General features: G+C 73.5%; 21 protein-coding genes. 15 read left to right on the forward strand and 6 right to left on the reverse strand.

The window, feature by feature from the left end; all coding sequences use genetic code 11:
- Positions 1–77: 77 nt before the first annotated feature.
- Positions 78–1022 (reverse strand): M56 family metallopeptidase, encoded by a 945-nt coding sequence (locus tag GBN72_RS16455; protein WP_151772532.1) that lies wholly within the window; start codon positions 1020–1022, stop codon positions 78–80.
- A gap of 129 nt (positions 1023–1151) precedes the next feature.
- Positions 1152–1700, reverse strand: a complete 549-nt coding sequence (locus GBN72_RS16460; protein WP_151772533.1) for a DUF5134 domain-containing protein — start codon at positions 1698–1700, stop codon at positions 1152–1154.
- A 201-nt stretch (positions 1701–1901) separates the two neighbouring features.
- Between GBN72_RS16460 and GBN72_RS16465 the strand changes: the two genes are divergently transcribed.
- Both GBN72_RS16465 and GBN72_RS16470 read left to right on the forward strand, forming a co-directional pair.
- The gene (locus tag GBN72_RS16465; RefSeq protein ID WP_439959772.1) at positions 1902–3581 is read left to right on the forward strand and encodes an FUSC family protein; all 1680 of its coding nucleotides are present in this window, start codon (positions 1902–1904) and stop codon (positions 3579–3581) included.
- Positions 3578–4120: a MarR family winged helix-turn-helix transcriptional regulator gene (locus GBN72_RS16470; RefSeq protein WP_151772534.1), complete on the forward strand. Its 543-nt coding sequence runs from the start codon at positions 3578–3580 to the stop codon at positions 4118–4120. The genes GBN72_RS16465 and GBN72_RS16470 overlap by 4 nt, the downstream gene beginning before the upstream one ends.
- A 33-nt stretch (positions 4121–4153) precedes the next feature.
- On the opposite strand, the gene GBN72_RS16475 is transcribed toward GBN72_RS16470, so the two are convergent.
- Positions 4154–4561, reverse strand: a complete 408-nt coding sequence (locus GBN72_RS16475) for a VOC family protein (protein WP_151772535.1) — start codon at positions 4559–4561, stop codon at positions 4154–4156.
- 28 nt (positions 4562–4589) lie between these two features.
- On the opposite strand from GBN72_RS16475, the gene GBN72_RS16480 reads away from it, so the two are divergent.
- On the forward strand, positions 4590–5180 hold the full coding sequence (locus GBN72_RS16480; protein WP_151772536.1) for a GNAT family N-acetyltransferase: 591 nt from the start codon (positions 4590–4592) through the stop codon (positions 5178–5180).
- Here the strand turns inward: GBN72_RS16480 and GBN72_RS16485 are convergent.
- Complete coding sequence (locus GBN72_RS16485; protein ID WP_151772537.1) at positions 5167–5835, reverse strand: glycerophosphodiester phosphodiesterase; 669 nt, start codon at positions 5833–5835, stop codon at positions 5167–5169. The genes GBN72_RS16480 and GBN72_RS16485 overlap by 14 nt on opposite strands.
- Before the next feature lie 231 nt (positions 5836–6066).
- On the opposite strand from GBN72_RS16485, the gene GBN72_RS16490 reads away from it, so the two are divergent.
- From GBN72_RS16490 to GBN72_RS16505, 4 genes are all read left to right on the forward strand, one after another.
- The gene (locus GBN72_RS16490; protein ID WP_151772538.1) at positions 6067–7470 is read left to right on the forward strand and encodes a DUF6421 family protein; all 1404 of its coding nucleotides are present in this window, start codon (positions 6067–6069) and stop codon (positions 7468–7470) included.
- Between the two features lie 73 nt (positions 7471–7543).
- On the forward strand, positions 7544–8296 hold the full coding sequence (locus GBN72_RS16495) for an SDR family NAD(P)-dependent oxidoreductase (protein ID WP_151772539.1): 753 nt from the start codon (positions 7544–7546) through the stop codon (positions 8294–8296).
- On the forward strand, positions 8293–9366 hold the full coding sequence (locus GBN72_RS16500) for a threonine aldolase family protein (protein WP_151772540.1): 1074 nt from the start codon (positions 8293–8295) through the stop codon (positions 9364–9366). The genes GBN72_RS16495 and GBN72_RS16500 overlap by 4 nt, the downstream gene beginning before the upstream one ends.
- A 71-nt stretch (positions 9367–9437) precedes the next feature.
- Positions 9438–10028 carry a transglutaminase domain-containing protein gene (locus GBN72_RS16505; protein ID WP_151772541.1) on the forward strand — a complete coding sequence of 197 codons (591 nt, stop codon included), beginning with the start codon at positions 9438–9440 and terminating at the stop codon, positions 10026–10028.
- A gap of 52 nt (positions 10029–10080) precedes the next feature.
- On the opposite strand, the gene GBN72_RS16510 is transcribed toward GBN72_RS16505, so the two are convergent.
- The gene (locus tag GBN72_RS16510; RefSeq protein WP_151772542.1) at positions 10081–10806 is read right to left on the reverse strand and encodes a lysophospholipid acyltransferase family protein; all 726 of its coding nucleotides are present in this window, start codon (positions 10804–10806) and stop codon (positions 10081–10083) included.
- 233 nt (positions 10807–11039) lie between these two features.
- Between GBN72_RS16510 and GBN72_RS16515 the strand changes: the two genes are divergently transcribed.
- The 5 genes from GBN72_RS16515 to GBN72_RS16535 all read left to right on the forward strand — a co-directional run bounded on the left by GBN72_RS16515 (position 11040) and on the right by GBN72_RS16535 (position 15592).
- Entirely contained in the window at positions 11040–11408 is a 369-nt protein-coding gene (locus GBN72_RS16515; RefSeq protein ID WP_164540675.1) for a TlpA family protein disulfide reductase, read from the forward strand.
- Between the two features lie 284 nt (positions 11409–11692).
- The gene (locus GBN72_RS35340) at positions 11693–12154 is read left to right on the forward strand and encodes a flavin reductase family protein (protein WP_176604107.1); all 462 of its coding nucleotides are present in this window, start codon (positions 11693–11695) and stop codon (positions 12152–12154) included.
- A 194-nt stretch (positions 12155–12348) separates the two neighbouring features.
- Entirely contained in the window at positions 12349–13134 is a 786-nt protein-coding gene (locus tag GBN72_RS16525; RefSeq protein ID WP_151772545.1) for an electron transfer flavoprotein subunit beta/FixA family protein, read from the forward strand.
- A gap of 54 nt (positions 13135–13188) precedes the next feature.
- A complete protein-coding gene (locus GBN72_RS16530) occupies positions 13189–14151 on the forward strand; it encodes an electron transfer flavoprotein subunit alpha/FixB family protein (RefSeq protein WP_151772546.1) in 963 nt (320 codons plus the stop codon).
- Positions 14152–14317: 166 nt separating this feature from the next.
- Positions 14318–15592, forward strand: a complete 1275-nt coding sequence (locus GBN72_RS16535; protein ID WP_151772547.1) for a DUF6986 family protein — start codon at positions 14318–14320, stop codon at positions 15590–15592.
- Between the two features lie 10 nt (positions 15593–15602).
- Here GBN72_RS16535 and GBN72_RS16540 read toward each other — a convergent pair whose 3' ends face one another.
- Positions 15603–16595 (reverse strand): LacI family DNA-binding transcriptional regulator, encoded by a 993-nt coding sequence (locus GBN72_RS16540; RefSeq protein WP_151772688.1) that lies wholly within the window; start codon positions 16593–16595, stop codon positions 15603–15605.
- 161 nt (positions 16596–16756) lie between these two features.
- Between GBN72_RS16540 and GBN72_RS16545 the strand changes: the two genes are divergently transcribed.
- The 3 genes from GBN72_RS16545 to GBN72_RS16555 all read left to right on the forward strand — a co-directional run bounded on the left by GBN72_RS16545 (position 16757) and on the right by GBN72_RS16555 (position 19362).
- Positions 16757–17716, forward strand: a complete 960-nt coding sequence (locus tag GBN72_RS16545) for an ROK family protein (RefSeq protein ID WP_151772548.1) — start codon at positions 16757–16759, stop codon at positions 17714–17716.
- A gap of 142 nt (positions 17717–17858) precedes the next feature.
- A complete protein-coding gene (locus GBN72_RS16550; protein WP_151772549.1) occupies positions 17859–18155 on the forward strand; it encodes a hypothetical protein in 297 nt (98 codons plus the stop codon).
- 166 nt (positions 18156–18321) lie between these two features.
- Positions 18322–19362 (forward strand): NUDIX hydrolase, encoded by a 1041-nt coding sequence (locus GBN72_RS16555; protein WP_281371828.1) that lies wholly within the window; start codon positions 18322–18324, stop codon positions 19360–19362.
- Positions 19363–19375: the final 13 nt, after the last annotated feature.

The raw sequence follows: 19375 nt of genomic DNA on the forward strand, positions 1-19375 counted from the left end.
CCCCCCTGAAACCACCCTTTCGCGTCGTTCGCCGCCCGTGGTGGGCGGCAGGCGGCCGCGGTTCACCCGTCCGGACGTCAGCCGTGGTGGAGCACGCCCAGGCCCGGGGCGAAGGCGACCAGCAGCGGAACCGCGGGAACCAGGGCGCCCGCCGCCGTCAGCCCGAGCCGGCGGAACGGGCTCAGCCGGCGCGGCGGGGCGATCAGGCGATGGACGCGGTCCGGGACGTCCGCCCGCCCGCCGGAGGGCGTGGGGCCGAAGACGCCGCGGTCCTCGTTGAGGCCCACCAGGGCCAGCGCGACGGCGAGGCGGCCGTGGCGGCGGGAGGCCGAGTCGTCGGCGGCCAGCTCCACCAGCCGGTGGATCTCGTCGCGGAACGCGGCGAACACCGGCACCCGCGGGAACCCCCCGGCCAGCGCGGAGGAGCAGTGCAGCAGCCAGTCGTGCCGGGCCCGGGCGTGCCCCTTCTCATGGGCGCGCACCGCGTCCAGCTCGCGCTCGCCCAGGCGGCGCAGGGCGGCCGTGGTGACCACCAGCCGGGGCTCGGGACCGGGCAGCCACCAGGCGTCCGGCCGGTCGGCCTCCAGCACCACCAGCCCGTCGGCCGCCGCGGCCTCGCCCGGCAGCACGGGCGCGCGTTCCAGCAGCGCGGCCCGGTCCCGGCGGCGACGGGAGCGCGTCCGTACCACCTCGCGGGTCAGCATGGCCGCCGTCCACAGCCCGCCGGCGGCCAGCGCCACCGCGGTCGCCGCGGCCCACGTGCCGGGCGTCCCCGCGGGCGCGTAGACGTCGACCACACGGCTGGGCGCGGGCGCGAAGACGTGGCCCCGCACCGCCTGCCAGGCGACCGCCGCGCTCAGCGTCATCGACAGGGCGAAACACAGCAGCACGGCCGCGACCACGCACTGCCAGACCCACAGGGCCACCACCGGCTCCCGGTCCACGTCCGCCCGCGCCAGAACACGGGGCGCGACGACGGCGGTCAGCGCGCCGAGCAGCAGCAGTGCCGCGGGGACCATCATGGAGGGCAGCGTAGGAGCCCCGGCCGCGCCGGGGAACAAACCCGCGCCGCGAGTGACGTACGACACGCGGCACGGCGCGACGCGCAGGACCGGCGCGCCGCGCCGTCACCTCGTCAGGAGCCCACGCCGTCACATCGTCAGAAGCATGGCGAGCATGGCGATTCCCATGCCCAGCCGGCACGCCCGCGCCAACTCCGGCCGGTCGCCCCACCGCGCGGTGCCGCCCCCGGCCACCGCGCCCGAAGGCAGCAGCCGCGCCCCGGTGAGCAGCACGTAACCGGCGTAGTACAGCAGCAGGATCCCCGTCAGCGGCGGGACGCCGACGGCGGCGCCGTGGCCCGCGTGGCCGGCCGGGGACGCGGTCATCGCCAGGGCCATGTGGACCATGGCCAGCGCGCCGACGGCATGGTGCAGGTGGTGCGCGCTGCTCCGGGCCGTCCACAGCGAGTGCAGCGCGGCAGCCGCGAAGACGGCCGCGTACACCGGCCACACCCAGCCGGGCGGATCCAGCGCGGCGGCGGGCACGGCCATCGCCGCCATGCCGAACCCCATCACCGCCTCCCCTCCCGCGGCCCTGCGCTGCTCCTCCACGTCGCTGCGCATGCGCAGCACGCAGTAGGCCCCCGCCGCCGCGCACAGGGCGACCAGCAGCCATCCGGTCGTGGCCGGTCCGTGCACCCCCGCCCCCTTCCCCCGAGGTCGCCGCCGCCCCCGCGGCGGTCGGTCAGGGAATGCCCGTCCGGGGCGGCGCGCATACGGGCGCAGAGGGGCGTTCGGGGAGCATCGGGCGGAGCGTGACGGAAGCCGCCGATCATTTACGAGTGAAACACCTGTTAACGTAAAAGGGTGAGTCATCCGCCCGACGTCCGAGGAGGTCCTTTGGCGCGCCCGCCGCTTCTCCAGGTGCTACGGCTCGGCCGGCCGGCCGAGATCTGGTACAAGCACGCCGTCAGCGTGGTCGTGGCCACCGCGCCGCCCAACCTGCTGCTGGTCGCCCTCGGCCGTCTCGACCTCGCGGTCTACACGATGGCCGGGTCGCTGTGCGCCCTCTACGCCCACAACCGCCCCTACGCCGACCGGGCCCGCACGCTGGCCTGGGTCGTCGCCGGCATGGTGGCCGGCGTGGCGGTGGCGCTGACCGCGGCCTCGCTCACCTCCTCGGGCGTGGTGCTGGTGGCGGTGGGGGCGGTGCTGGCCGCTCTGCACAAGGCGCTCTGCGACGCCACCCGCGTCGGGCCGCCCGGGAACGTGATCCTCACCTTCGTCTCCTCGGCGGCCCTGTTCACCCCGCAGACCCTGGGCCAGATCCCCGGCCATGTGGGCCTGGCCCTCGCCGCGGGCGCGTTCTCCTGGCTGGTGGGCATGGCGCCCGGCCTGCCGCGTCCCCACGGTCCCGAGCGCCGGGCCGTGGTCCAGGCCCTGCGCCGGGTCGCCGAACACGCCGAGGCCGCCCACGGCGCGCAGCCGGGCGGGCAGGCGGCCGCGCAGGCACGGGCGGACGCCGCCGGCGCGGTGCAGAACGCGTGGCAGACACTGCTGATGACCGGACGCCGCTCCTCCTCGCGCCGCCCCCTCGGCCGGGTGCTGGTCCGCACCGAAGCCGTCCTCGCGGCGCCCGCCCCCGGCGACGCGGCCCTGCTGCGCGGCTGGGCCGGCCGGCTGCACGGCCTCGGCCGCGTCCCGGACACCCTCGGTCCCGCCCTCGACGGAGCGGGCGAGGACGAACTGCTCGGCGTCGAGATGGAGCGTGCCTCCACACCGCCGCCCCTGTGGCACCGGCTGACCCCGCTGCGCGCCCTCGCGCTCCGTACGCTGCTGGGCTGCGCCCTGGCAGGCTGGGCCTCCCTGGCCCTGGGCGTGGGGCGGCCCTACTGGGCGGTGGTCACCGCGGCCGCGCTGTTCCAGACCAACCTCTCGCTGACCTGGGACCGCAGCGTCCAGCGGGTCGTCGGCAACCTGGCCGGCGTGGTGCTCTTCGCGGTGCTCGCGCCCATCGCCCACCTCAGTCCGTGGACGCTCGTCCTGACCGGCCTCGCCCTCAACTTCGGGGCCGAGGCGCTCATCTCCCGCAACTACTGGCTGGGCAGCCTCTGCGTCACCCCGATGGCCCTCCTCGTCACCGAGTACGCCCACCTGCAGGACACCCCCGGGCTGGTGGTGGACCGGGCGGTCGACACGCTGGTGGGCGCGCTGGTCGGCCTGGCCGCCGCCGTGGTGGTCACCGACCGGCGGGCCGTCGACCGGGTGGCCGCGTCCCTCGGGCGCGCCCGGGCCGCGCGGCACCGGGCCGAGGCGCTGCTCTCGGAGCCCTCGGCGGGACCCGGGGCCCTGGCCGTCGCCCGGCGGGAACTGGCCGCCGCGCTGGTCGGCCTGCGCGGCACCACCCAGGCGGCGTCCGGCGAATGGTGGGCGCGTGCCCTGCCGATGGAGGACGTGGTGACGGAGGACCAGGCCGGACACCGTACGCTCGCCGCGACGGTACGACACCCACTGCCCGGCTCCGCCGCGGTGACGCCGCCGCACCACCCGAGCACGACGACGGAGGACGCCAGGTCATGACGGACAACGGGAACCGACCCGGCCAGCGGCCGGTGGACGCGGCGGACATCGTCGCCGCGGTCGTCCGGCAGTGGCGGACCGTCCTCCCGGAACTGGACACCGACCCGATGGAGCTCATCGGGCGGATCAACCGCAGCGCCGCGCTCCTGCGGCAGGCGGAGGACGCGCCCCTGCGCCGCCCGGGCCTCACCCGGCCGGAGTTCGAGCTGCTGGGCGCGCTCCGGCGCACCGGGCGCGAGCTCACGCCCGGCGACCTGGCCCGGGAGACGTTCTCGTCCGGAGCGGCGGTGACCAAACGGCTCAAGCAACTCACCGAGCGAGGGCTGGTGGAACGGCGGGCCGACGCCAGGGACCGCAGGGTGGTGCTGGTGCGCCTCACCGAGGCGGGCCGGGAACTCGTCGACGCCGTGCTGCCGGAACAGCTGTCGTTCGAGGCGGACGTCCTCTCGGGGCTGGACGCGCAGGAGCGTCACCTGCTGGCGGAACTGCTCGGCAAGCTCCTGACCCAGCTGGAGGGCCGGCTCGCCGCACGGCTGTGACCGGCCGCCGGCCCCCTGCCTCCGCCGCGGCTCTCAGATGGCCGGCCGGTGACGCAGCGGATGGTCCGCGGGAATCTCCACCAGTACGATCGGCAGGCCGTCCGGGTCGGCGATCCACATCTCGATCAGCCCCCACGGCTCGCGCACCGGCTCCCGGACGATCTCCACGCCCCGCGCCGCCAGCTCCTCCCGGGCCGCCGCCGCGTCCGCCACCTGGAGCCACAGCCGCACGGCGCCGTCGGACGCGGCCCCGTCGGCGTCGGCGGGGCGCCGTCCCGACAGCTCCAGGAACCCGCCGCCGAGGAAGTACACCGTCCCCCGCTCCTCGCCGGTACCGAACTCCCGGTACACGGCGAGGCCCAGCCTCTCGCCGTAGAACTCCCGGGAGACCGCCGGATCGAGGGGGCGGATCAACGTCCTGCTGCCCAGTACGTGCACCATGGGCGGCAGCCTAGACACCGGAGAGAACATGCGCCCCAGCGACAGCCCAGCCGGCACTGCCGCCACCCCGACCATCGCGCCGGAATTCCGCGACGGCACCCTCGACGACGTCGACGCCCTCGTCGCCCTGGTCGAGTCCGCCTACCGGGGGGACGCCAGCCGGGGCGGCTGGACCACCGAGGCGGACATCCTGGACGGGCAGCGCACCGACCACGAGGCCGTGCGGGAGATCGTCACCGACCCCTCGGGCCGGCTGCTGGTCGCCGAACGGGACGGCCGGATCATCGCCTGCTGCCAGCTCGAGCACCGCGGCGACCACGCGTACTTCGGCATGTTCGCCGTGCGGCCCGGCCTCCAGGGCGGGGGACTGGGCCGTGCCGTGATGGCGGAGGCCGAGCGCTTCGTCCGCGAGGCCTGGGGGGCCACCGAGATGCACATGACGGTGATCTCCGCCCGGGAGGAACTGATCGCCTGGTACGAGCGCCGGGGCTACCGCCGCACCGGGAGGACCAGCCCCTTCCCCTACGGGGACGAGCGGTTCGGCATCCCCCGCCGCGACGACCTGGAGTTCGAACTGCTGGTGAAGGAGCTGGCCGCACCCGGGGTCAGCCCGGCTTGATCTCCGGACGGTCGGTGACCACCCCGTCGAGCCCGAAGGCGTGCGCCAGGCGCAGCTGCTCCGGGGTGTTCACCGTCCAGGCCAGGACGCGCAGCTCCGCGCGCCGGGCGCACTCCACCGTCTCCAGGGTGAGCCGGCGGATGTTCAGCGACATGGTCCGGGCGCCGGCCCGGACCGCCCGGTCGACGACCCCCGCGTCGTAGCGGCTCGCCACCAGAGCCGTCCGCACGCCCGGGACGAGACGGGCGATCTCCTCGATCGCCTCCGCGTGGAACGAGATGACCTCCACGCGCTCCACGAGGTCGCGCCCCAGCATCACCTCGGCCAGCCGCTGCGCCGCCGCCACGTCCTTGATCTCGGCCTGGAGCGGCGCCGTCACCGCGTCCAGGACCTCCTCGAACACGGGGATCCGCTCACCGGCGCCGGCGTCCAGCCTGCGCAGTTCCTCCAGTGTGCGGTCGGCGATCGGGCCCGTGCCGTCGGTGGTGCGGTCGACCGTGGCGTCGTGCATCACCACCAGGGCGCCGTCCCTGCTCAGGTGGAGGTCCAGTTCGATCAGGTCGAGACCGGCCTTCTCGGCCGCGACGAACGAACGCAGCGTGTTCTCCGGCTCGACGCCCATGAGTCCGCGGTGGCCGATGGTGAGGAAACCCAAGATCTTCTCGCTCCCGTGCGCTGTGCCTGCTCCGATGCCTGTCCGCCCCGCAGCCTAGAGGCCGCGCGCAGTCTTCCGTCCTGCTTCCGCGTCACCCGGGCGGCCGCTTGACAGGAAAATTCGCTCTGAAACGCGGCTTCGACGGGAAGTTTTCCCAAGATCTCCTCTTGCTGAAAAAGAAGATGGTGCTTACGGTGAGTCCACCCGAGGTACTCCCGTGGAGAGTGAGACATGACGGAGGTTCTTGTGCAGAAGGGCACTCAGGGGCAGTGGCAGGCTCCCGGGGCGCGGGTGGCCGACCATCCGGCATGGCCCGCGCTCAAGGGCGCGGTGGAGCGCATCCGGCCCTGGCAGAGCAAGGACGGTTCCCTCGACCTCTCCGCCGACGGCGCCCCCGGCCGCGCCGAGGCCGAGCGGGCCGTGTCCGAGGTGGTGGACGCCGTCACGGCCCTCGCCCCGCTGCTGCCGCACGACGCCGCCTACCACGAGGCACTGGTCAAGGACCTGCGTCGGTGGGCCGAGACCGGCTTCGGTGTGCCCGACTTCCTCGACTCGCTGATGGCCTTCCAGCCGGCCGCGCGCCGTGAGGACGGTCTCCAGCACCTGGTCGTCTTCCCGATGTACACGCAGAACGGCAACCCGGACCGCAACCTCGAGGCCGTCGTGCTCCGCATGGTGTGGCCGGACTGGCTGGCCGAGCTGGAGCGGACCCGCTACGACAACCCGCTCTTCTGCGCCATCACCTTCGAGGACTTCACCTCCGGCTACGACACCAACTCGGCCGTCCTCTTCCCGGAGACCGTCGCCGTGCGCGAGGCGCCCGAGCGCTTCACCTGGGGCGGCATCTTCTGCGACCGCGAGGCCGCCCGCTTCCGCCGGGTGACCGAGGCCGCGGTCGGCATCCTCGGCCTGGAGCTCCCCGACGACGTCGCGGAGATGGTCCACGACCAGCGGCGCTGCCAGGACGCCTTCGTGCTGTGGGACCTGGTCCACGACCGCACGCACAGCCACGGCGACCTGCCGTTCGACCCGTTCATGATCAAGCAGCGCCAGCCGTTCTGGATGTACGGCCTGGAGGAGCTGCGCTGCGACCTCACCGCCTTCAAGGAGGCCGTGAAGCTGGAGGCCGAGGGCATCCGGCAGGCCCGCGACGTGCAGACGGCGGTCCTCTTCGACCGCATGTTCCGCTTCCCGGTCACCGGCGAGCGCAGCCGGAACTACGACGGCCTCGGCGGTCAGCTGCTCTTCGCCTACCTGCACAAGCACGACGTCGTCCGCTGGACCGACAACAAGCTGCACATCGACTGGCAGCGCGCCCCCGAGATCACCAACCGGCTCTGCGCCGAGATCGAGACGCTCTACCGGGACGGCATCGACCGGCCCAAGCTGGTCCACTGGTTCGCCGGCTACGAACTGGTCTCCACCTACCTGGCGCCCCACCCGGGCTCCCGCTGGGCCAAGGGCCCCGACGCCCTCGACCTCACGCAGCCCCCGCGCAAGCTCGTCGACGACGTGCTGCCGGACGAGTTTCCGCTGAGCATGTTCTACGAGGCGCTCGCCAAGAAGCTCAAGCACGTGATCGCCTCCGCCAAGGGGATCACCGCCGAAACCGCCGAGCTGCCCACCGCCGCGTAGGCGGCCGGGACAAGCCACCGACCGGCCCGGGAACGGCCGGACGAGTCAGCGAAACGCCTGGGAGGCGAGAGCGATGGGGAACGGAAACGGAGCGCTCGAGGGGGCGGTCGTCGCGGTGGCCGGCGCGGGCGGCGCGGCCGGCCGGGCGGCGCTGCTGCGGCTGGCCGAGGCCGGCGCGGTGGTCGTGGCCTCGGACAACGACCCGGTGCGCCTGGCGGAGGCCGTCGACGCGGCCCGCTACGCGCACGGCGGGGCCACGGTCACCGGTGAGCCGGTGGACCTGCTGGACCTGGACGCGACGCGTGCCTGGGCGGCCGAGACCGAGAAGGAGTACGGCCGGATCGACGGAATGGTCCACCTGGTCGGCGGCTGGCGCGGCAGCGCCTCCTTCCCGCAGACCGACCTGGCCGACTGGGAGCTGCTGGAGAAACTGCTGGTCCGCACGGTCCAGCACACCTCCCTCGCCTTCCACGACGCCCTGGTGCGCAGCGACCGCGGCCGGTTCGTCCTGGTCAGCGCCGCCGGGGCGGCGAAGCCCACCGCGGGCAACGCCGCCTACGGCGCCGCCAAGGCCGCCGCCGAGGCCTGGACGCTGGCCCTCGCGGACGCCTTCCGCAAGGAGGGGGGCGAGGAGGGCCCGGCCGCGGCGGCTGCCATCCTGGTGGTGAAGGCACTGGTGCACGACGCCATGCGCGCCGAGCGCCCGAACGCGAAGTTCGCGGGCTTCACCGACGTCAAGGACCTGGCCCAGGCCATCGCCGGAGTCTGGGAGAAGCCCGCCAGTGAAGTGAACGGAAACCGTCTGTGGCTGACCGAGAAGCCGTGAACCCTCCGAAGACCGACGCGCGCCGCCGTCACGACCCGTCGGTCCGCGGCTTCGCCAGCGACAACTACGCGGGGGTCCACCCCGAGGTGCTCGCCGCCCTGGCCCTGGCCAACGGCGGGCACCAGGTCGCCTACGGCGAGGACGTCTACACGGAACACCTCCAGCAGGTCGTACGCGGCCACTTCGGCGCCACCGCGGAGGCCTACCCCGTCTTCAACGGCACGGGCGCCAACGTGGTGGCTCTCCAGGCGGTCACCGACCGCTGGGGGGCGGTGATCTGCGCGGAGAGCGCCCACATCAACACCGACGAGGGCGGCGCGCCGGAGCAGGTGGCCGGGATCAAGCTGCTCACCGTGCCGACCTCCGACGGCAAGCTCACGCCCGAGCTGATCGACCGCCAGGCGTTCGGCTTCGACGACGAGCACCGGGCGATGCCACAGGTCGTCTCGATCACCCAGTCGACCGAGCTCGGCACCGTCTACACGCCGGACGAGATACGCGCCGTCTGCGACCACGCCCACGCCCACGGCATGACGGTCCACCTCGACGGCTCCCGGCTCGGGAACGCGGCCGCCTCCCTCGACGTGCCCATGCGGGCCTTCACCAACGCGGCCGGCGTCGACCTGCTCTCGCTGGGCGGTACCAAGAACGGAGCCATGTACGGCGAGGCCGTGGTGGTGATCGACCAGGAGCGGGTGCGCCGGATGAAGCACCTGCGCAAGACCTCCATGCAGCTGGCCTCGAAGATGCGGTTCGTCTCGGTGCAGCTGGAGGCGCTGCTCGCCAAGGACCTGTGGCTCCGCAACGCCCGGCACGCCAACGAGATGGCGCGGCGTCTGGCCGAGGGGGTCCGGGGCGTGGACGGCGTGGAGATCCTTCACCCCGTGCAGTCGAACGCGGTCTTCGCCCGTCTGCCGCACGCCGTGACCGAGCGACTGCAGAAGCGCTTCCGCTTCTACTTCTGGGACGAGGCCGCCGGTGACGTGCGCTGGATGTGCGCGTACGACACCGCGGAGGAGGACGTCGACGCCTTCGTCGCCGCCGTCAAGGAGGAGATGGCGTCCCGCTAAATGATGCATAGGTATGCGGCTGTCCGGAAATCTATTGACCCCGGACGGTCGCCTTCCTATGATCATGACGCATGGAGACCATCCAGCAGACGCCGGACCTGTCCGCATATCTGGCCGCGTCCGACGCGATAGATCATGAGCACCCCCTGGTCCGGGGGACCGCCGCGCGGCTGGCCTCGACGGCCAGCGACTCGTATGACTATGCGCGCGCCGCCTTCGAGTTCGTGCGCGACGCCATTCCCCACTCCCATGACGCGGACGACCCGCGGGTCACCTGGCGCGCCTCCGACGTGATCGGACTGCGCACCGGCATCTGCTACGCGAAGGCGCACGCGCTGGCCGCGCTGCTGCGGGCCGAGGACATCCCCACGGCGCTCTGCTACCAGCGGCTCGGCGACGACCGGGGCGGATTCGTGATCCACGGCCTGGTCGCCGTCCGTTTCCGCGGCGCCTGGCACCGGCAGGACCCCCGGGGCAACAAGCCGGGGGTCGACGCCCGGTTCTCCCTGACGGGGGAGAGGCTGGCGTTCCCGGTGGACGCCTCACGGGGCGAGCGCGACCATCCGGAACTCCACGCGGAGCCCCACCCCGCGGTGCTGGCGGCGCTGCGCGGCGCGCGGGACCGGGCCGAGCTGTGGCGGACGCTGCCGGAGGAACTGTGACCGGCACGCGCCGCGACGTGGGGTGAGGGGGCGCCCGCGCCGGGGCCGGCGGTCAGTGCTGCTCGCGGCGGGCGACCTCTTCGACGGTGGGGGCGGTGCCGCCCAGGTGCGCGGGGAGCCACCAGGAGTCCTCGGGGCCGGAGGGCTTGTCCGGGTAGTCGCGCTGGGCGGCCTCGAGGAGGACCTGGACACGGTCCCGCAGGCGGACCGTCAGCTCCTCGGCGGTTCCCTCCGAGGTGTCGATCGGCTCGCCCACCCGGATGGTCACGGGTGTGTGGCTGCGGCTGAAGTCGCGCTTGTGCCCCTTGGTCCACAGGCGCTGGGTGCCCCACAGCGCCATCGGGATCAGCGGGACGCCGGACTCCTGGGCCAGGCGCGCCGCGCCCTTCTTGAACTCCTTCAGGCAGAACGACTGGGAGATCGTCGCCTCGGGGAAGATGCCCACCACCTCGCCGGACCGCAGCGAGTCCAGCGCGTGCGCGTAGGCCGCGTCGCCCTTGCGGCGGTCCACCGGGATGTGCCGCATGCCGCGCATCAGCGGGCCGGAGATCCTGTGGCGGAAGACCGAGTCCTTGGCCATGAACCGCACCAGCCGCTTGCGCGGACGGGCCGCGTAGCCGTCGAAGATGAAGTCCAGGTAGCTGATGTGGTTGCTGGCCAGCACCGCACCGCCCGCCCGAGGTATGTTCTCCGTTCCCTGCAGGTCGATCTTCAGGTCCCAGGCCTTGAACAACGACAAGGCGAGACCGATGACGGGACGGTAGACAAGCTCTGCCATGGGCGGGACGAGCTCCCTTCTGGTGTGTGTGGCCGCCAGGCAAGGGATTTCCAGCTCCGGCCGCTCCAACCTACGCGGCCGTAGGTTACGGTCGCGTAGAGATCGTGCCCCAAGAACGGGCAAAGGACCAGATGAAGTGCCTGGTCCCGAAGAGATCCTCGTCACGTCCCTCATATGGCCCCTGACCGGGGAATCTTCACCCCCCGCCCACCGCTGACGGTTTCCGGCAGGTGATGATGGGAACGCCGCGACGGCGGCGGAACGGAGGAGCGCGGGTGAGTGGGCACGACGGCGGGCCGCGGGTCGATACTGCCGTACTCGGCGGCCGCCCGGGTGAACGGGCCACCCTGCTGCAGTTCTCCACCGCCTTCTGCGCCCCCTGCCGCGCGACACGGCGCGTCCTGTCCGAGGTGGCCGCGATGGTCCCCGGCGTGGCGCACGTGGAGATCGACGCGGAGGCCCATCTGGCGCTGGTGCGCGCGCTGGGGATCGAGTCCACCCCGACCACGCTGGTGCTCGACGCGGACCGCCGCGTGGTGCGCCGGGCCGCGGGCGTGCCGCGCAGGGCCGATGTGATCGCCGCGCTCGGAGAGGCGATATGAGGAAGGACGACCCCATGACGGTCGAGTCCACGACGGCCGGTTCCACGACGGCCGGTTCCACGGCGGCCGGTTCCACGACGGTCGGTTCCACGGCGGCCGGCACGGGTTCCGGTACCGGGGCCGGTGCGGGCGGGGCGGCGCAGGCGCCGCCGGCGACCCGATCCGACGCGCCCGCGGTCACCGGACCCGACGGGCCGGCCCGGCCCGACGCGCCCTTCGGACCCGACGCGCCTGCCGGACCCGGTGCTTCCGCCACGGGTGCCGACGCCGTCGTCCACTCGGACCTGCTGCGTTCCGTCTTCCGGCGCCACGCCGCCGGCGTGGCCGTGATCACGGCCGGTCACCGGGGCGAGGCCTACGGATTCACCGCCACCTCGCTCACCTCGGTCTCCGCGGACCCCGCCCTGGTCTCGTTCGGCATCAGCGAACGTTCCTCCTGCTGGCCGGCCGTCGCCCGGGCGGAGTACGTCGGCGTCCACATACTCGGCGAGCACCAGACGGAACTGGCCGCCACCTTCGCCCGCAGCGGGGCCGACCGGTTCGCCCCGCCCACCGCGTGGCGCGAGGGACCCGGCGGTGTCCCGCTGCTGGACGACGTGGTCGCCTGGCTGGTCTGCCGCCCGGTGGCGCGCGTCCCGGCCGGGGACCACCGGATCGTCGTGGCCGAGGTGGCGGGCGGCGATCCGGCCGGCCCGGGACGGCCGCTCCTCTACCACCAGGGCCGGTACGGCGGGCTGCGGGACTGACATACCGGTCGTTACGTAGGGTTACTAAGGTCACACTGCAAAGCGCTTGCTTAGCCGGGTGTGACCGGGTGTACTACTGGTGAGTAATTTATTCGTCGGGGAGCGGACACTCCCCGGACGGAAGTGGCGGCTTCGGGCGCATATGCTGCCTGACAGGAAGCAGCCCGACATGACGATGCAGTAGGAGAGCCGGCGTGAGCTTGAGGATCGTTGTCACCGTGAAGTACGTGCCTGACGCCACCGGCGACCGGCACTTCGCAGACGACCTGACCGTCGACCGCGACGATGTCGACGGTCTGCTGTCGGAGCTGGACGAGTACGCCGTCGAGCAGGCGCTGCAGATCGCCGAGAACGCCGACGACGCCGAGGTCACCGTGCTCACGGTCGGCCCCGAGGACGCCAAGGACGCGCTGCGCAAGGCGCTGTCCATGGGCGCGGACAAGGCCGTCCACGTCGAGGACGACGACCTGCACGGCACCGACGCCATCGGTACCTCCCTGGTGCTCGCCAAGGCGATCGAGAAGGCCGGCTACGACGTGGTCATCTCCGGCATGGCCTCCACCGACGGCACCATGGGCATCGTGCCCGCGCTGGTCGCCGAGCGCCTGGGCGTCCCGCAGGTCACCCTGCTCTCCGAGATCGCGGTCGAGGACGGCAAGGTCACCGGCCGCCGCGACGGCGACGCCGCCTCCGAGCAGCTCGAGGCCTCCCTCCCGGCCGTCGTCTCCGTGACCGACCAGTCGGGCGAGGCGCGCTACCCGTCCTTCAAGGGCATCATGGCCGCGAAGAAGAAGCCGGTCGAGTCCTGGGACCTGTCCGACCTCGACATCGAGGCCGAGGAGGTCGGCCTGGAGGGCGCGTACACCAAGGTCGAGTCCGCCGACGCGCGTCCGGCCCGCACCGCCGGCACGATCGTCAAGGACGAGGGCGAGGGCGGCAAGCAGCTCGCCGCCTTCCTCGCGGGCCAGAAGTTCATCTGATCCGCCCCAGCTGACCGCCCCTCAGACTTCGCAAATCCGCAGGAGAGCATTCCCATGGCTGAAGTTCTCGTCTACGTCGACCACGTCGACGGCGCCGTCCGCAAGCCCACCCTCGAGGTCCTGACGCTGGCCCGCCGCATCGGCGAGCCGGTCGCCGTCGCCCTGGGCGCCGGTGCCGCGGCCACCGCCGCCACGCTCGCCGAGCACGGCGCGGTGAAGGTCCTCACCAACGAGGCCGCCGAGCTCGCCGACTACCTGGTCGTCCCGAAGGTCGACGCCCTCCAGGCCGCCTACCAGCAGGTGTCCCCGGCCGCCGTGCTGCTGCCGACCTCCGCCGACGCCAAGGAGATCGCGGCCCGCCTGGCGCTGCGCATCGATTCCGGCATCATCACCGACGCCGTCGACGTCGAGGCCGGTGCCGACGGTCCGGTCGCGACCCAGTCGGTGTTCGCCGCTTCCTTCACCACCAGGTCCGTGGTCGCCAAGGGCACGCCGGTCATCACCGTGAAGCCCAACTCGGCCCCGGTCGAGGCCGCCCCGGCCGCCGGTGCGGTCGAGGAGCTTTCGGTGACCTTCTCCGCCCTGGCCACCGGCACCAAGGTCGTCTCCCGTACGCCGCGTCAGTCGACCGGCCGCCCCGAGCTGACCGAGGCCGCCATCGTGGTCTCCGGCGGCCGCGGTGTGAACGGCGCCGAGAACTTCGGCATCATCGAGGCGCTCGCCGACGAGCTCGGCGCCGCGGTGGGCGCGTCCCGTGCCGCCGTCGACGCCGGCTGGTACCCGCACACCAACCAGGTCGGCCAGACCGGCAAGTCGGTCTCCCCGCAGCTGTACATCGCCAACGGCATCTCCGGCGCCATCCAGCACCGCGCCGGCATGCAGACCTCGAAGACCATCGTGGCCGTCAACAAGGACGCCGAGGCCCCGATCTTCGAGCTCGCCGACTACGGCGTCGTCGGCGACCTCTTCCAGGTCGTCCCGCAGCTCACCGAGGAGATCAAGGCCCGCAAGGCCTGATCACCGCACGGCGCCCGAGGGGCCCGCGGCCGGTTCACCGGCCGCGGGCCCCTCGGCGTGTGCGGCCGGACGCCGCCGGCCGGACGCTGTTGACCCGCCCGCGGACGCACCCGTAACCTCCCGCGCAGTTCAACAATCTGTTGACGTGCCGAAAGGGGCGCCCCGCATGAGCAAGGCCGTGCCGACATCCCTGCCCGGCGCGGTCCACGACCGGCTGGACGCGCTGCTCGCCACCGCCGACGCCGACCTGGTCCGCCGTTACCCCGGAGACCCGGGCACCCGTCAGCCCGTCCACACCGTGTACGTGCCGGCCGACGAGTTCACCGCGGGAACCCCCCGGGACTGGGGCGACCGCGCCCTCGCCGCACTCGACCGGCACGCCCCCGACGCCGCCGCCTTCGCCGCCGTGCTCGGCCTGCCCGAGGACCTCGCCGAGCCGGTGTACACCCGCGTCCGCGCCAAGCTGGAACGCGAACCCGTCGAGGACCTGCGGATCGACTTCGAGGACGGCTACGGACCGCGCGCCGACGCGGAGGAGGACGCGCATGCCGCACGCGCCGCACACCGGCTAGCCGAGGCCCTGGGAAACGGCTGTGCGCCGCCGTACGCCGGCATCCGGATGCAGTGCCTGGAGGCCCCCGTCCGCCGCCGGGGCGTGCGCACCCTGGACATCTTCCTCACCACGCTGCTCGAGCACGGCCCGCTTCCCGGCGGCCTGCTGCTCACCCTGCCCAAGGTGACCTCCGCCGACCAGGTGACCGCCATGGTCCGTCTCCTGGAGGAGTGCGAGAAGGCGCTCGGCCTGGAGCCCGGACGGCTCGGCTTCGAGATCCAGGTGGAGACCAGCCAGGCGATCGTCGCCGCGGACGGCACCGCCACCGTGGCCCGGATGATCCACGCGGCCGAGGGCCGTGCCACGGGCCTGCACTACGGAACCTTCGACTACAGCGCCGCCCTCGGAGTCTCCGCCGCCCACCAGGCGAGCGACCATCCGGCCGCCGACCACGCCAAGGCGGTGATGCAGGTGGCCGCGGCCGGCACGGGGGTCCGGGTCAGCGACGGCTCCACCAACGTGCTCCCGGTGGGCGGCACGGCGCAGGTGCACGAGGCGTGGCGGCTGCACCACCGGCTCACCCGCCGGGCCCTGGCCCGCGCCTACCACCAGGGGTGGGACATGCACCCCGGCCATCTGCCCACCCGCTACGCCGCCGTCTTCGCCTTCCACCTCGAAGGGTTCGACCGCGCAGCGGACCGCCTCGCCCGCTATGCCGCCCGCACCGCCGGGGACGTGCTCGACGAGCCCGCCACCGCCCGCGCGCTGGCCGCCTTCCTGCTCCGGGGCCTCGACTGCGGAGCCTTCGACCCGGCCGAGGTGACGCAACGGACCGGGCTGACCCGCCGGAGGCTCGAGGAGTACGCCCGGCCGGGGGCGGCCCGCTGACCGGCGCGGCTCAGTCGGCCGGCGGCAGTTCCCCGGATCCCCGCACCATGAGACGTGTGGGCAGCTCCACCAGCGAAGGGGGCAGGCCCGCCTGGCCCAGCCGGTCGAACAGCCGCCGCGCCGCCACCCGGCCGAGCCCCGCCGCGTCCTGCGCCACCACGGTGACCGCGGGCCGCAGCAGGTCGGCCAGTTCGAAGTCGTCGAAGCCCACCAGCGCCACCGGGCGGTGCGGATCCCGTTCGGCGAGGACCCGGACCACCGTCACCGTCACCCGGTTGTTCCCGGTCAGCAGGGCCGTCACCGGAGCGGGCCCGCTCAGCATCTCCTCGGCCGCCCGCCGCACCCGCTCCGGTGCCGTGCTCCCGAGCGACACCCAGTCGGGCCGCACCGGCAGGCCGGCCTCCTCCATCGCCGTGCGGTAGCCGCGCAGCCGCTCCGCGGCGGTGTGGATCCGCGGGAGGTCCCCGATGTAGCCGATCCGGCGGTGCCCGTGGGCGATCAGGTGCGCCACCCCCGACCGCGCCCCACCGTGGTTGTCGGAGACCACCGTGTCGGCCTCGATGCCCCGGGCAGGCCGGTCCACGAACACCGTGGCGATCCCGGCGTGCATCTCCGGCTCCAGGTAACGGTGGTCCGGGCCCGCCGGAACCACCAGCAGGCCGTCCACCCGGCGTGCGCACAGGGCCAGCGCCAACTCCTGCTCACGGTAGGGGTCATGGGCGCTGGAGCCGTTGATCAGCAAGGTGTCGTGCGCCCGCGCCACCTCCTCCACGGCACGGGAGAGCGGGCCGTAGAACGGGTCGGCCAGGTCCTCGAGGATCAGCCCCACGGTGGCGGTGCGGCCCTTGCGGAGCACCCGCGCGCTGTCGTTGCGCCGGAACCCCAGGGCGTCGATCGCGTCCTGCACCCGCCGCCGGGTCTCCGAGGTGACCCCGGGCTCCCCGTTCACCACCCTGGAGACCGTCTTCAGACCCACTCCCGCACGGCTCGCCACGTCCTTCATGGTGGGACGGCTGCCGTAACGGGAGGTGGGGGGACGGCCTTCGGTCAGGGTCACGATGTGCTGGGTCCTGTCCTGAGAGGGCGGATGCGCGGCGTGCGGCGACGAGCATAGAGTCTGGACATCGTTGTCAGGCAGGGAAACGGCAGGAAAGCAGGGGGGACATGACGTCGACGGGTACCGCGCTCTCGCCGGCCGGCCTGGTGGCCGCGCTCGACATCGGCGGCACCAAGATCGCGGGCGCGCTGGTGGACGGTGAGGGGCGCCTCCGGGTGCGCGCGCGGCGGGCCACGCCCGCGGCGGGGGACGGCGGGACGGTGATGGGCGCGGTCGCCGCGGTGCTCGACGAGCTCCGGGCCTCGCCGCTCTGGGCGGAGGTCCGGGGGGTGGGCATCGGCAGCGCGGGCCCGGTGGACCGGGCGGCGGGAGCCGTCTCGCCCGTCAACATCCCCGGCTGGCGCGGCTATCCGCTGCGTGAGCGGGTCCGCGAACGGGTCGGCGGTCTGCCGGTCGAGCTGATCGGCGACGGGGCCGCGGTCGCGGCCGCCGAGCACTGGGTGGGCGCCGCCCGCGGCTGCTCCGACGCCCTGTGCATGGTGGTGTCCACCGGTGTCGGTGGCGGCCTGGTGCTCGGCGGACGGGTCCGGCCGGGTCGCACCGGCAACGCCGGACACATCGGCCACATCAGTGTCGACCTCGCCGGCGACCTCTGCCCCTGCGGCGCGCGCGGGTGCGTCGAGGGGCTGGCCCGGGGGCCCGCGATAGCCCGGCGGGCATGGGAGAACGGCTGGCGTCCGGACCCCGGCGGTGACGCGTCGGCCGTCGCGGTGGCCGACGCCGCCCGGGCGGGCCACCCGGCCGCGGTGGCCTCCTTCGCCCTCGCCGGACGTGCGCTGGCCGCCTCGATCGCCGCGGTGGCCGCGCTGGTCGAGATAGAGGTCGCGGTGATCGGCGGGGGAGTGGCCGAGTCCGGCGACGTCCTGTTCGCCCCGCTGCGCGAGGCGCTCCCGGAGTACGCGACGTTGTCCTTCACCAGCGGACTGCGGGTCGTGCCGGCGCTGACCGGCTCGGACGCCGGGCTGATCGGCGCCGCGGCGGCCGCGCTGGGACGACTGGAGGGATGAGCGGAGGAGGCGCCGACGTCGTTCCGGCTTCCCGGTCCGGCCCTGAGCGGCTGAATTCGACCGATTGCGGCCGATTGTGACCGAGCCGTCGTTCGCCGGGCGTGTCCCGTGACCGGCGAGCCCGCCGCGCTGTTGTAGCGGCATGAAGAAGCGCAGCATGCTCGCCATCGCCTCCTTCGCCGCCGGGTGCGTCCTCGCGGCGGTCTCCCCCTCCCACGCGGAGGGGGAGGAGGCCGAACGTCCCGTCGAGGACGTGCGCGGCACGGTGGAGGAGCTCACCGGCGACGACAGCATCGCCCGCCACGAGGTCTTCGGGCCGTCCGCCGACACCACCGTCCACGACGGGGTCGCCTACCTGGAGGGGCTGGAGACCCTGCAGGCGCTGGAAGCCCTCGAGGCGCTGCCGGCCCCCGACGCGGGGCTGTGGCCCGCCGTCTGACGCATCGCGTCGCGCGGCGGTGCGGACCCCCGGCCCGCCCGCCGCCACCGTGATCCCTCCGTGCTCCCCCGTTGCCCCCTCAACTGCGGCTGGTTTCCGATGCAGGATGGGGCGGGCACGTCACATTCGTCCGGAGAGGACGAAGATCCGGAGAAGAGGGGGAACAGTGATCGTCTGGATCAACGGCGCGTTCGGCGCGGGCAAGTCCAGCACCGCGAGGGAGCTGCTGGACCTGATGCCCGACAGCGCGCTCTTCGATCCCGAGGTGGTCGGCGGTGCGCTCACTTACATGCTGCCGCCCAAGCACCTCGCCGGGATCGACGATTTCCAGGACCTGCCGATCTGGCGGCGGCTGGTGGTGGACACCGCGGCCGCGATGCTCTCGGAACTCGGCGGCACCCTGGTCGTTCCCATGACTCTGCTGCGCCAGGAGTACCGCGACGAGATCTTCGGTGGCCTCGCCGCGCGCCGGATCACCGTCCGCCATGTGGTGCTCACCCCGGCGGAAACGATTCTCCGTCAGCGGATAACGGACGCCGAGACGCCTGACGCACTGCCCGACGCCGAGCGGCGCGTGCGCCAGTGGCGCCAGGACCACGTCGAGCCGTACCTGGCCGCGCTGGGCTCCTGGCTGGCCGCCGACGCCCATCCCGTGGACAACGGCACCCTCACCCCCCAGCAGACCGCGGCCCGGATCGCCCGGGCGGTCGGCAGCGGGGAGGCAGCCGTCTGCGACATCGTGCAGACCCCCGAACCCAGCGCCGAGACGGTGGCCTCCGGGGTGCTGCTCTTCGACGAGCAGGACCGGTTCCTGCTCGTCGACCCCACCTACAAGCCGGGCTGGGAGTTCCCCGGCGGGGTGGTCGAACGGGGGGAGGCGCCCGCGCAGGCGGGGGTGCGCGAGGTGGCCGAGGAGACCGGGCTGTGCCTCGCCGAGGAACCGAGGCTGCTGGTCGTCGACTGGGAGGCGCCACGGCCTCCCGGATACGGCGGGCTGCGGTTCCTGTTCGACGGCGGACGGCTGCGCGGTGACGCGGCCGCCCGGGTGATCCTGCCCGGTCCCGAGCTGCGCGGCTGGCGGTTCGTCACCGAGACGGAGGCCGCCGAACTGCTGCCGCCGGTGCGCTACCGGCGTCTCCACTGGGCGCTGCGCGCACGGGAACGGGGCGCGGCGATGTACCTGGAGGCCGGCGAGCCGGTGGGATGACCGGGGGCGGGCG

It is taken from the genome of Streptomyces abyssomicinicus (assembly GCF_008974245.1).
GTDB lineage: Bacteria > Actinomycetota > Actinomycetes > Streptomycetales > Streptomycetaceae > Streptomyces > Streptomyces abyssomicinicus.